This is a genomic window from uncultured Campylobacter sp. (genome assembly GCF_938041645.1).
Classification (GTDB): Bacteria; Campylobacterota; Campylobacteria; order Campylobacterales; family Campylobacteraceae; genus Campylobacter_B.
On sequence record NZ_CALIST010000044.1, the window covers coordinates 1 to 12,622 of the forward strand.

Annotated in this window: 10 protein-coding genes; 2 read left to right on the forward strand and 8 right to left on the reverse strand. The window is 45.8% G+C overall.

The window, feature by feature from the left end; all coding sequences use genetic code 11:
- The 5 genes from Q0600_RS06560 to Q0600_RS06580 all read right to left on the reverse strand — a co-directional run.
- On the reverse strand, positions 1-3,599 hold a 3,599-nt coding region (locus Q0600_RS06560; protein WP_298758347.1), incomplete at its 3' end, for a hypothetical protein.
- 510 nt (positions 3,600-4,109) lie between these two features.
- On the reverse strand, positions 4,110-4,913 hold the full coding sequence (locus Q0600_RS06565; protein ID WP_298758350.1) for a transporter substrate-binding domain-containing protein: 804 nt from the start codon (positions 4,911-4,913) through the stop codon (positions 4,110-4,112).
- A 100-nt stretch (positions 4,914-5,013) separates the two neighbouring features.
- Complete coding sequence (locus Q0600_RS06570) at positions 5,014-5,820, reverse strand: transporter substrate-binding domain-containing protein (protein WP_298758353.1); 807 nt, start codon at positions 5,818-5,820, stop codon at positions 5,014-5,016.
- Between the two features lie 94 nt (positions 5,821-5,914).
- Positions 5,915-6,724, reverse strand: coding sequence for a transporter substrate-binding domain-containing protein (locus tag Q0600_RS06575; RefSeq protein WP_297893824.1), 810 nt, complete (start codon positions 6,722-6,724; stop codon positions 5,915-5,917).
- A gap of 411 nt (positions 6,725-7,135) precedes the next feature.
- Positions 7,136-7,639 carry a hypothetical protein gene (locus tag Q0600_RS06580; protein ID WP_298758356.1) on the reverse strand — a complete coding sequence of 168 codons (504 nt, stop codon included), beginning with the start codon at positions 7,637-7,639 and terminating at the stop codon, positions 7,136-7,138.
- An 83-nt stretch (positions 7,640-7,722) separates the two neighbouring features.
- On the opposite strand from Q0600_RS06580, the gene Q0600_RS06585 reads away from it, so the two are divergent.
- Positions 7,723-8,601: an aminotransferase class IV gene (locus Q0600_RS06585; RefSeq protein ID WP_298758359.1), complete on the forward strand. Its 879-nt coding sequence runs from the start codon at positions 7,723-7,725 to the stop codon at positions 8,599-8,601.
- 46 nt (positions 8,602-8,647) lie between these two features.
- Here Q0600_RS06585 and Q0600_RS06590 read toward each other — a convergent pair whose 3' ends face one another.
- The 3 genes from Q0600_RS06590 to Q0600_RS06600 are packed head-to-tail and all read right to left on the reverse strand — an operon-like array spanning position 8,648 to position 10,960.
- Entirely contained in the window at positions 8,648-9,100 is a 453-nt protein-coding gene (locus tag Q0600_RS06590) for a DUF3137 domain-containing protein (RefSeq protein ID WP_298758362.1), read from the reverse strand.
- Complete coding sequence (locus Q0600_RS06595) at positions 9,087-9,614, reverse strand: hypothetical protein (RefSeq protein ID WP_298758365.1); 528 nt, start codon at positions 9,612-9,614, stop codon at positions 9,087-9,089. The genes Q0600_RS06590 and Q0600_RS06595 overlap by 14 nt, the downstream gene beginning before the upstream one ends.
- An 8-nt stretch (positions 9,615-9,622) precedes the next feature.
- Positions 9,623-10,960 carry an AAA family ATPase gene (locus Q0600_RS06600; RefSeq protein WP_298758367.1) on the reverse strand — a complete coding sequence of 446 codons (1,338 nt, stop codon included), beginning with the start codon at positions 10,958-10,960 and terminating at the stop codon, positions 9,623-9,625.
- 56 nt (positions 10,961-11,016) lie between these two features.
- On the opposite strand from Q0600_RS06600, the gene Q0600_RS06605 reads away from it, so the two are divergent.
- A complete protein-coding gene (locus tag Q0600_RS06605) occupies positions 11,017-12,399 on the forward strand; it encodes an SH3 domain-containing C40 family peptidase (RefSeq protein ID WP_298758370.1) in 1,383 nt (460 codons plus the stop codon).
- Positions 12,400-12,622: the final 223 nt, after the last annotated feature.

A 12,622-nucleotide genomic window follows, 5' to 3' on the forward strand; every position in this document is an offset into this window, starting at 1 on the left:
CCGCTCTTTAAGCTAGCTAAGCTTGCAGCACGAGTTTCGGCGAAGGATTTGGTATTAGAGCTTACGCGCGCGCTAGGAGCCGAGGAAGCATCGAATCCTAAATTTAGATAATTGCCGCTTTGATAAATTTTAGGGCTATAGTTTAGACTTACCCCTACATTTAGCGTTGCATGCATATTGGCTGCGTTAGGAGCTATAAGGCTTCCGCTTCCTTGCTTATTTATTAGATGAATCTCGCTGCTTGGATTAATCGGGCCGCTTACTCCGCTGATATAAGCCGTGATATTGCCGACATTGCTTAGATCGGTATTGGCGGTAGGATCGCTTAGGGTAAGTACGCTATCGCCTGCTCTAATAGAGTTAGGAAGAAAGAAGTTTAGCCTGTCGAAGCCGCTAATATTTTTAGCGCTTAAGGAATTTACTGCCGCAGGAGAGCTATTGCTAGCTCCTATGTTAAGGGTGTTGCCGCTACCGCTTGCGCTTATTACGCCTACATTATGACCGCTGATAAAATTTAACGTATTATTTGTGCCTGCTGCGTGGATATTTCTAGCGTTAAAATTCTTATCCTCCCCCGCTTTGCCTATATCTATGTTATTTCCGTTAAGACCGCCGGCACCTAGATACTTTTGCAGTTCATCCGCATCAAAGTCTCCATTTATGCTCTCGTTAGTCTTAATAAGCTTTTGAATATAAAGCTCCCGCTCATTCTCGCTTATATGCATACCGCCTATGTTTCTGCTAAAGGTATTGGCATCTTTTATGACATAGTTTTTATTTAGCTGAGTTACGTAGCCCTTGTCTTTAAAGCGCGGATCATATCCGGTAAATTTACCGCCTCCGCTTTTATAGGCAAGTGTGTATTTCTTATTATCGCCATCTGGATAGCTTGCATTGTTTAAAGCATTAAATTCGCTTGCCGAGTTTACAAATATATCTGTACCGCTTAGGTCGGTATTGCCGGAGCCCGTCAAGCTTAAAGCTCTTTTAGCATTTGATGAAACGTCGTTTTCAATCTCGCTAAGAGAAGCTAAATTGAATTCCAATTTATTGAAATTTGCAAAATTCCCTGCATTTAGGCCATTGCCTGAGTTTGAAGATAGGATATTTAAGCTATTGCCCAAATTGCTAGCGTTTGCGCTAGATACTCCGTATAACGTGCCCGCTACGCTGCCGCTTCTGAAATTTACTACGTTGTTGCTGCCGCTAGCGGCTTCCGCCGCGTAGACGTTGCCAGCAACTTGCGTGTTGCCGTTTAAATTTACAGTGTTGGAGGAGGCGGTGCCGCTAGCCTTTCCGCCGTATACGCTTCCGCCTACGTTTACCGAGTTGAGAGTTATGGTGTTGGAAATCGCGCTGTTTCCCTTGCCGCCTACCGCCATTGCTCCTACGCTGCCGTTGTTTATAGTTACGATATTGGATTTGGCTTCTCCGTTGCTAGTATTGCCGCCGTAAATGCTATTGCGGATTATCGTAGCATTCGTAGTTACGCTATTGTCGTGGACATTTCCGCCACCGCTACTGCTGTGGGTGATGCCCGCATTTACATACCCCACGTCTATTCCGCTTGCTTCGAAAGTTACGTGGTTATTATAAATTTCTTGCGAGGTAGCGGAATTTGAATATCCGCCATCGATCTCGCCTATGTTGCTTCCGCCATTGATCTTGGTGTGGTTGTCGTGGACGCTGTTGCTTCCATCGGTAGCGTCGTCTCTGCCCGAGCTTATGTTTTTACCGCCTAGATTGCCTGCATTTTCCTTTACTATTACGGTGTTGCCTTTATTGCCGAATAACTCAGTAGCACCCGCAGCCTTGTTGGAATTTTGATTTTGCATTAGCTCGCTTTGATCAAAGTTAAAATCAGACCAAGAACGAGTTAGTGTGCCCTTTTGCATGATTAAATTCTTACTGTTTTCGACCTCGATCGTGGTTCCGGTGATTTGATAGTGGTCTTTGTCTGTAATCGTATAAATTTGATTATCTTGCACGGTCTGTGCGGCTCTGGTGATCGTGCCACCGCCAGAGTTGTGGATCAGATAGTACTTTCCTTCGCCAAGATCTGATTTTATACCCTCTATCTTTGTACCGTTTAAATTCGTATTGCCGCCAGTGGTTAGAGTAAGCGGCGCATCAGCTTCGGTAGTGGAATATAGATCGTTAAAATTTATAGAGCCGAAATTCTTAATATCCTTGGCTTTTTTAATGCCGCCGCCGACCCAATTTTCTATATGTAAGGTATTAGTTTTATCCGTAGGCTTATTGCTGCCGTAGATTGTACCGCTTATCGTGCCGCCTCTAAAATTTACGTTGCTATTCTCGACGCTGCCGCTTGTAGCGTAGCCCGCAAAGACGTCTCCTGCTATCGTCGTTCTTTCTTTATTGATATAAACGACTGCGTTTTTGACGCTTCCTGCACGTGCGCCATAGACATTGCCTCCGATGTGTACGCCTTTGTTGGAGTCTGACGCTCCTAGAGTAACTCTATCGCCGTCCGATTCGCCTGCAATGCCGCTTGCTGCAGCGACATCGCCTTTTACGGTGCCTTTGTAGAGATCGACTACGCTTCGCGAGCTCGAGGCGCCACCCAAAGAGCCTGTGACGCTGCCTACGATTGTATCGTCGTTGTTGATTTCTACGCGATTTGCGCTCATTGCGCTAGCGCTATTTGCTTGGCCGCCGATTACTTGGTAATTTTGCGCTTTTAGCTTTGCGCTTATGGATACGGAGTTTGCGCTAGAGTTTCCGCTTCCGCCCGCTGCGCCCCAAATTCTACCACTACCGCTTAAAGTAATAGTGTTTGTGCTGACCGTTATATTGACGCTATTGTAGCTGCTTTTTCCCGCGGAGGATTGAGCGCCGAATATATCGAAGCTCCCTCTAAACATGCCGCTTTTGATAGTTATTCTATTCGATACGGCATCACCGCTACCGCTTACTATGCCGCCTACGATTACGTTTGTAACGGAGCTGTTGCCAATAGTGCCTCCGTCGATCGTTACGGCGTTGGAGGAGGCTTTTTTATCCGCTCCACTTCTGCCGCCGATGATATTATAATGTCTATTTGAGCTACCGCCGAAGTTATCGGCATTACCGGTAATTTCGGCGCCGTATTTTACAAAAACCTGATTTCGCGTCGCTTCGCCTTCGTTGCCCGTTTTAGACGCCGCTATGCCTTGCCCGCCTACAACCAAATTTACCTTAGAGCCGTTTTCTAAGCTCACGTAATTATCTGATACGCCCTTGGCCTCGGCGCCTATTGCGATACCCACGTAAGCGTTTGTGCCTCTAATCGTAAGTCTATTGTTAGAGGCAGAGCTTAACTCGGTAAAGCCCGCAATTCCGTCGCCGCTTCCTCCGCCGTAAATTACACTGCTGGAGTAATCCGTTCCACCACTTGCAACGCCCGTAATTGTCGTAATATTGCCATTTGGGCTAGTGCTTCCGCTGCCGCTAGTATTGCCGCTAAATCCAGCCGAATAGAGGTTATTATGGGTATGGATAAGCGGCGGATTAGAATCTGCATTGCAAAGCGCTTGTGCGGGTGCTAGTGCGAGCACCGCTGCGAGGCTAAGCATAGAGGAGCAGATGGATTTTTTCATATATTGATCCTTTAAAATTCATAAAGTTTGCGATTATACATAAAAATAGATCAGTTTGCAATATGAAATTTAAAGAAGCACTGGTTGGTCTTTGGCAGAGGGAGCTGCGTTTGTAATTTCAAGTAGTAAAAATTTACTCTTTGCGCAGAATAAATTCTTGACTGTAAAATTTACCCCTTTTTAGAGGGGGCATTTTGAGTGGATTGCAAGTGGTGAAAAAAACCTAACAAAGAGATTTTGAGTAAAATTTGAAACAAGAAAAATCCGAGCTAAATTAATTCTGGCAATTTCAAGCTGCCATGGAATTTATGCAGGGTAAATTTTTAAACGAGCGGAATTTTATATAAATGCCGTTTTGCCCGCGAAAAAGCTTTTTTTGAAAAATTTAAACGAGCAAGATTGCGCGATAAATTTTATGTGATCCCCACTGCAAGAGCTAAAGTATAGTGAGCAGGAGATAAATTTACGCGATAAATCTTGCGTAATAAATTTTAAAATAAGCCGCGAATCCTACAAGAAGCTGTAAATTCCATCTAGCAAGAAATATCTTTTATCCGCAGCGCCGTGATAAAATGGATTAAAAGTCCCTTCGTATGCCTTTTCAAAAAAGCCTTCTTTGCTTAGCTTTATAAGCTCTGCATTGACGAAATCCAGTAGCTCTTTATTGCCCTTCTGCACGCCAATACCCATGAAATCGGGCTTGCCTAGAGTTTTAAGCGGCACTTCTACCTCGCTATCGACTACCGGATATGCCATTGCGATTAGATTATCGGTCGCGTAGGCATCCACGTCGCCGTCTTTTAGCATGCGGTAGCATTCCCTGGCGATCTTGCAAAATGTAAAATTTCCAAAGCCTTCTTGTTTAAAAAATGCCTCGCCCGTACCGCCGCTTTCGAGTAAAATTCTCTTATTTTGCAGATCGGCTAAGGATTTTATTCTATCGGCCTTGCGGGTTAAAACTCCAAGATTTACCGAAAAATACGGTGTTGAAAAATCGATCTGCTGCGCGCGTTCAGGCGTAATGGTAATCGTAGCGATGACGATATCTACGCGGTTGTTTACTAATGCTGGAATTCTATCCTCGACCTTCATCGGCACAAGCTCGATTCTGCCGCCTTTTTCGCCGAAAAGATCATTTGCTATGGCCTGTGCCATCGTAACTTCAAAACCCTCAAAAATTCCATCGTTCAGCTCGCTAAAAGGAGGCTGTCCGTCGTAAACGCCGATGCGAACGACGCCTTTTGATCTGATTTGTTCCAAACTATCGGCGAAAGCAACGATAAATGGTAGCAACATTGCAAGAAGCAATTTCATGGCAAATCCTTAAATTTAATCTCTTTTCCGCCTTCAAACGAAGCAGGAAATTTTATTTATTAAAATTCTAAAAGCCGGACTCAAAATTTAAAGCAAGCTCTTAGAGCATATTATAAATTCCGTCTAGCAGAAAATACTTCTTATCTGCCGTACCGCGATAGAATGGATCAAAGCTCTGCTCGTAGGCCTTTTTGAAAAAGCCCTCTTTGCTTAGCTTGATGAGCTCTGCATTGACGAAATCAAGTAGTTCCTTGTTGTCTTTCTGCACGCCGATGCCGATGAAATCGCTAGGGCCTAGGTTTTTAAACGGCACTTCCAAAGTATCATCGATGACGGAATATGCAAGCACGATGAGATTATCATTTATATAGCCGTCCGCATCGCCATTTCGAATCATTTCGTAGCATTCCTTAGCCGAAGCGCAATGGCCTAAATTTTTAAATCCCTTGGTTTTGAAAAATTTCTCGGCTACCGTCGCGTCGCCTTCGAATACGATCTTTTTATCATGAAGCTGCGCGATATCGGTAAAAGCGTCGGCTTTGCGCGTTAATACGCCTAAATTTGCGGAGAGGTAGGGGAGGGAGAAATCGATCTTTCTTTTTCGTTCGTTGGTGATGCTAAATAGACCGATCACCAAATCAAGCTTATTTGCCTCTAAAAATGGAATTCTATCATTTACGCTTAGTGGGATGAACTCGATTTTGCCCTCTTTTTTGCCGAAAATTTCTTTAGCAATAGCGTTTGCAAGATCGATCTCAAATCCTTCAAATTTGCCGCCGTTAGACTCGCAAAGCGGCGGATGAGCGTCGCGCACTCCGATGCGAATGACGCCGTTTTGTCTGATTTGATCTAGGCTATCGGCAAAAAGCGCCGCACAAAATAGAGCCGCTATAAAAAGTAGTTTCATTTTATGTCCTTAAAATGGGATTTCGCATATTATCCGCTTATTATAAATGATGTTTTAGTCGAAGGCGTTAGATAAAACACTGCTAAATTCCGTCCTAAAATATAGCATAGAGCCCATCTAGTAAGAAATATTTTTTATCTGCAGCGCCTTGATAAAATGGCTTGAAAGTTTCATCGTAAGAACGTTCGAAAAAGCCCTGCTTGCTAAGTGTAACAAGCTCTTTATTTATCAGATCAAGCAATTCGGTATTGCCTTTGCGCACCCCGATGCCTAAGAATTCCGGATTACCTAGATTTTGGATTGCTACTTCTAAGTTGTCGTCGATAATGGAATAAGCTAGCACGATGAGATTATCGTTAACGTAAGCATCGGCTTTGCCTTGCTTAAGCATATCGTAGCATTCGGTAGTAATGGAGCAATGGATTAGATTGTGGATTTTATTTTTATACAAAAAATTTTCTGCCGTAGTCCCGCTACCCTCTACTAGGACCTTTTTGTTTGAAAGATCGTCTATACTTTTGATGCCGTCGCTTTTACGTGTCAAAACTCCCAAACTCATCGAAAAATATGGATAAGAAAAGTCGATTTGCCTTTTTCTATCTTGCGTTATCGTGATGGTCGCGACTGCAAGATCTACCTTATCGTTTTGTAATGCAGAGATCCTATCGCTGGCATTTAAAGGGACAAACTCGACTCTACCACGCTTATCACCGAATATGCTCTTAGCTATAGCATCTGCAAGGTTGATTTCAAAGCCTTCGAAATTACCACTTTTTTCATCACTAAAAGGTGGCCTACCATCACGAACACCGATTTTAACGACTCCGGCAGATCTGATCTGCTCTAAACTGCCCGCAAAAACACTGCTGCAAAGTGCAAAAATAATGCAAAAAAGTAGCTTCATAAACTATCCTTTTCTTAAATTTAATATTATCCCTTAGATATTGCGTGATTTTACCCTAAAATAGTTAAACATAACTTCAATTACATAATACGGATTGCTAAATCGGCAGCAAGTGAATGAGATTAGAATTTAAGAAACGATAGATAAATTTTATGAAGTGAAATTTAGCCGTAGCGAAATGTGGCGCAGGAAAGTATAAGCTTTGATTAAAATTTATCTATCGTAATTTACGGTGCAGTTTTTGCTGTATCGGCATAGAATTTTAATTTGGAATTCATCCATCATACCCGCTTGCTTTTCGAGCTGGAATTTTACGTCTTGCCTACGTGCCGCATATTTCGCAATAAAATTTTAAAATTTGCTTGGATCGTAATGCTTTTTTGTGTTATAGAATTTTGCGGTATTTTAAAACTATTTTTCGCCAACTTCTACGATTTTGCTTAGCACGTATTGTTCTAGCTCGCGTCTAGGCACGTCATTTTTGAGCGCTTCGTTGTAGATATTTTCGACTATGCGGCTGTATTTTTCGTAAGGAAAGTAGAGGAAATGGTTCGCCCAAGCGCGTTTGATGAGCTCGTGGGTTAGCTTTTTTCTAGCCCACGCTTTAAAGCAATCAAAGCCGATAAAAACCGCCGACGTCGCTATGATCGTAAATAAAATGGAGAAGTGAAAGTCGATCTTTTCAAACATCGCGTGCGTCAGCGTTATCAAAAACATTACGCAGACGAATGCGAAGCAGGCGAAGATCACGTAGGATTTGCCGTAGTTGAATCTAAAATTTAGCTTCGAAGGATCGACGAGCATTCCGTCGTTAAACTCGGCGTTGGCTTCGAGCAGATCGCGGAAGAGCACGGGTTTATGCGATACATGAAACATAATTTCTAAAAGCCTATCTTTAAAATTTGATTTATCCATCGGAGCTCCTTCGATTTTTGCGGCATTATATCTTAAATTAAATTGTTATAAGATAAAATGGTGCGAAATTTCAAGGAGAGATTATGTTTGAAATCAGCGGAATGAGCGGCGACGAGATAGTCTATATTAACGGCAAATTTTGCGCGGCGAGGGATGCGGCGATAAGCCCTTTTGATCGCGGTTTCGTGCTCGGAGACGGCATCTATGAAGTAGCGCCCGTGGTAAATTCTAAAATTTGCGATAGAGCGGATTTTTGGGAGCGCTTTGAGCGCAGCGCCGCGCAGATCGAGCTAAAGATCCCGTATTCTCGCGAAAAATATGAGGGAATTTTATATGAGCTCATCGCGCAGGGCGGCGTAAAAGAGGGCGCTTTCTACACTCAGATCACAAGAGGTGCCGCGATGCGCGATTTTGATTACGTCCGCGGCATAGAGCCTAGCGTCTTTGCTTTTGTATATCATACGCAAATTTTTGATAATCCGCTCGCAAAAGATGGGATCGAGATCGTAAGCCTGCCAGAGATCCGCTGGCATAGGCGCGATATAAAATCTATTTCGCTTTTAGCTCAGTGTATCTTAAAGCACGAGGCTCACAAGGCGGGCGCTTATGAGTGCTTTTTGATTGAGGATGGGCTGGTTACCGAGTGTTCGAGCTCCAGCGCGTTTATCATCAAAGATGACGTTCTGATCACGCGACCGCTTTCAAACGACATACTGCCCGGCATCCGCCGCAAGGTGATCCTAGGCCTTGCCGAGCAGGCGGGGCTTAGCGTGCAGCAGCGAGCGTTTGGGATGAGCGAGGTTTATGAAGCCGATGAAGCCTTCATCAGCGCGGCAACGCTGATGGTGCTGCCGATCGTAAAGGCAGACGGCAGGCAGGTCGGCGGCGGCACAGTCGGCAAATACGTACCGCGCTTACGCGAGATGTATGCTGCGCGGTTAAGAGCCGAAGCAGGACTGTAATAGGGCGGTCAAATTTAGCCCGTTAAATTTAAACTATGCGGGCTGATTAAATTTTGCTTTCTAGCTCCCCGGTTATGTGACCCAGCTCGCTTACTAATTCTAAAATTTCAGCCAGTTCGTATTGATGAGCATACGCCGTTCCGGTTGTTGGAGGTATGCTAAATAGCTCTGTTTCGAAGCGATTCGGCGCGCCGTTTAGAAATAGGTAAAATTTATTATCCATAAATGCCGCGCTTATACTAAATTTATGGTAGTATCGCTTTAGCTCGTTTAGTCGCTCCATCAGCGCGGGCGTCAATAGATATCGAGCTTCGACTTTGTCGTCAGCAAACACGCGAAATTCGCTATTAAAAATGACGTTGTCCATTAGCTCCTTCTCGCCTAAAATTTTTGTATTTAGCTCGCGGCTTGCCAAGATGGTTTTGGCGTAAAATCTCTTGCCGAATTCGCATATCAGCACGCTGCCGTTAAAATCCATATACGCATCATATAAGCTCATCGCAAGCGAAGCTAGCTTCACAATAGGTATTGTCTATGCCCAGATCGTAGTTCTTTTTGATTCTAATCGCTTCGCTGAGGCTAAATTTTACCCCATCCCATTCGCCTTTTATCTCATCTTCGCCGATAAAATCGGAATTTGCAAATATTCCCGCTCTCCTGAATTCCTTCGCGCTTATGCCACGTCCTGGCGAATAAGTAAGCTGCGGATACGCCTGTGAGATCGCCGTGCGCACCAAAATTTTTTTGTAAAATAGTTTATATTCATAAGCGACGTCCGCAATACCGTCGTAAATGTAAGCAACATAAATAATCAAAAGCACCGCGTAGATAAGATAAACTTCGATCATCTTGTAATCCGTATCATCGTCTGTTTTAAATACCGCATCGATCGCAAACATTACAATAAATGGGAACAGATACAAAAATACTATCTTGGCATAGATCATCACTACCTTGCAAATACACTTTTTTTGTTTGGCTCTACTTAGCGCTATCGCCCTGTCTAGTTGCATGCGTTTCCTTAAATTTTTTGATCCGAAATTTTATAAAATTCGTTCTCTTGATAAAATTTCACTACGGCTTCATCCGCGCTTGCGTTGCGCTGCAAATACCGCAACAAAGGCTCCGCGCGCGTATATATCACCCCGAGCCCCGCAAGGCTCGTCGCTCGCGAAAGCGCCACGTAGAGCTGCCCCTTGGCAAAGATCCTGTCGATGTCGCAGATGAGCTGCGGGATGCTCATGCCTTGGGATTTGTGGATCGTGATGGCATATGCGAGCTTGAGCGGGAACTGATAATACCGCGCCAGCACGACCTGCTCGGCATCCGTGCCGCTTGCGGCGATCTCGCTTAGTTCGTATGTTTGCAGCCCCACGCGGCTTAACATGCCCGAGGGCTTTTTTACGACCACGCTTTCGATCTCGCCGCTGGAGCTTTTTTCGATCTTTTCGACGACGCCTTGCTCGCCGTTAAAAAACTCGCCGCTTTTATTCGCGGTAAACAGCACCTTTGCGCCCTCTTTTAGCGTCAGACTTTGCGGCGTATTTAGCGAGGCGATCCATTTTTGAATTTTTTGCTCGCTCACTCCGCTTTGCAGTGCTTCATAAACGCCCTCAAAGCTGCTCTGCGGCGCATTAAGCTTGGCTAGTCTGGCGCTATTTATCGCATCCACTTCGGCGTTTCGGCCCGAGATTATCGTGGCATCTGGTTCTGCTCGCGCGGCATCGATGATCAAAGATCGCATTAGCTCCGCCGTCTGCTCGCTTGCGATACCGAGCCGCAGCTCGCAAAGCAGGCGGTATAGCGCCGCATCCGCGGTGCGCTTAGAGCCTATCATCTCGACGTAAAAAAACTCGCACTGCCTCCACGCGTACGATCCGAAGGCGTAATCTGAGTCGCTAAATAGGCTCGCGCGCGGCGCACTCTCGCCCTCTTTGCGCACCGGCGGAAGCTGATAAAAATCGCCCGTAACGAGCAGCCGTCCGTTAAATTTAGAATTTGAAATTCTAAGATAGATCATCTCGAAAAGCTCGGCGCCGATCATCGAAATTTCATCGATCACGATGAGGTCTGCGAGGGCTAAAATTTTTCGCAGCTCGCTTAGTTTGCCGCTTTGTTTGCGATCGAAGCCCTTTAGCTCCTCGTGGTTTTTACAAATGCCGAAGCGGAAGAAGCTATGCACGGTCACGCCGCCGATCTCTACGGCGCTGATGCCGGTGCTGCCGAGCACGATGACGAGCTTGCCGCGAGCGCGGTAGTTTTCTATGAGCTCTTTTATTACGTAGCTTTTGCCCACGCCTGCGCCGCCCGTGATGAAAATATTGCGATCTTTTAGCTTCTGGATGATGAAATTTATCAAGTTTTTTCCTATTTTTTGGCAAAATTATAGCCAAAATTTTTTAAAAGGCATTTTGTTTGAAACGACTAGTATCTCTCATATTCTCCGCTTTAATCCTTGCAGGTTGTGGTAAAACCGTCCATAAGTTTATCCCGGAAAATCCCGCGGTTTTAGATCTCGAATACGCTCAAAACAGCGAGCGGCTGCCCGCTCCTGCGTCGGTGCAAAACATAAGCGGAAGCGCGTTTAAGAGCCGCTATTTTAAAATTTGGTTTGACGATGCGCCCGTGAAGGCGGAAATCGATACGTTTTGGGGGCTTAATTACGCCAAGGGACGCCACTTTGACGCCGCGGGCAGGATATATAACGACGCGATCTACCAAAGCATCCGTACAAACGCGAACGAAGAGGCGTTCGGGCTGATATCCGCGCCCGCTATAACGGTAAAAAATGCGCTGCTGCGAAATATCCCAAGCGACTTGCCGATTTTCGGCGATCCGAGCGAGCCGGGGGAGGGCGAGCCGTTTGATTACGCCGCAAATTCCGCCGTGAGCGTGGGCTATCCGATGCTGCTGTCGCATTACAGTAGAGACGGCGCGTGGGCGTTCGTGCGTAACGACGGCGTGTGGGGCTGGATAAAAAGCGACGCGATAAAGCGCATCAGCCCGCAGCAGGCGGTTATTTATGCAAATTCTAAATTTATAACGATCCTGCGCGACGGCGCCGCCGTTTATGACGGAAGCGGCGCGGAGCTTTTTAGGGCGCGCACCGGCACGATCCTGCCGTATGATTTTAGCGGCGAACGCAATCTTGGCGGCACGCTCGGCGTACGAAGCGTATTCGGCGGCGAAATTTTAACCCAGTTTGGCGGCAAGAGATATTTCGTCAGCGCGGAGGATGCGAGGCTTTGGCCTGCGCCGCTTGATGAGCAAAACTCAAAGATCGTAGCCGCTAGCCTGCTCGGGCAGAAATATGGCTGGGGCGGGTATAAATTTCTTCGCGATTGCTCGCTTATGACGAAAGACTTTTTGGCGAATTTTGGGCTGTGGCTGCCGCGAAATTCTAAGGCGCAATCAGGCCGCGGCGAGCGTTTTTCGCTGGCGGGGATGAGCGTGGATGAAAAGCTTAGCTTCATCGGCAAAAACGGCGTAGCGTATAAAACCCTACTGTATATGCCGGGCCACGTGATGCTCTATGTGGGGCAGGTGGATGGCAAGCCTGCGGTGCTGCACGATATCTGGGGGCTTCGCACGATAGATGGGGGGCGCGCAGTCATCGGACGCACGGCGATTACGTCGCTTACTATCGGCTCGGATCGCGCGGACATCGCCGAGAATCGCCTGCTGATCTCGCGTATCAGCGCGATGAGCGTGCTCTCGGGCGAGGATGATGCTATTTCGGACGATCGGTTCGCTCCTGAGGATCCGAGCACTCTGTCTGCGTATGTAGGCGGAAATTAGCGGCATATGCGGGTATAAGCGCGAATTGGGCTTTGCTTTATAGCTGCCGTCGTAATTGATTTCGCTGTTTATGGAGTCTCGCGCGCTTGGCGGACGCCATAATGCCTGCAAGCGTAAATTTAAAATGACGTTTTTAAATACCGACTATTTTAAATTTAGCCTAGATAGCGAATGAATTTGAAATTTCAGGCTTAAATTTAGTTCTAAATTTAAGCCTATATCT

What these genes read in the sequence shown, in the direction of transcription:
- Q0600_RS06565 (WP_298758350.1), bottom strand. Translation starts at nt 4,913, where the DNA reads ATGAAATTGCTTCTTGCAATGTTGCTACCATTTATCGTTGCTTTCGCC.
- Q0600_RS06570 (WP_298758353.1), bottom strand. Translation starts at nt 5,820, where the DNA reads ATGAAACTACTTTTTATAGCGGCTCTATTTTGTGCGGCGCTTTTTGCC.
- Q0600_RS06575 (WP_297893824.1), bottom strand. Translation starts at nt 6,724, where the DNA reads ATGAAGCTACTTTTTTGCATTATTTTTGCACTTTGCAGCAGTGTTTTT.
- Q0600_RS06580 (WP_298758356.1), bottom strand. Translation starts at nt 7,639, where the DNA reads ATGGATAAATCAAATTTTAAAGATAGGCTTTTAGAAATTATGTTTCAT.
- Q0600_RS06585 (WP_298758359.1), top strand. Translation starts at nt 7,723, where the DNA reads ATGTTTGAAATCAGCGGAATGAGCGGCGACGAGATAGTCTATATTAAC.
- Q0600_RS06590 (WP_298758362.1), bottom strand. Translation starts at nt 9,100, where the DNA reads ATGAGCTTATATGATGCGTATATGGATTTTAACGGCAGCGTGCTGATA.
- Q0600_RS06595 (WP_298758365.1), bottom strand. Translation starts at nt 9,614, where the DNA reads ATGCAACTAGACAGGGCGATAGCGCTAAGTAGAGCCAAACAAAAAAAG.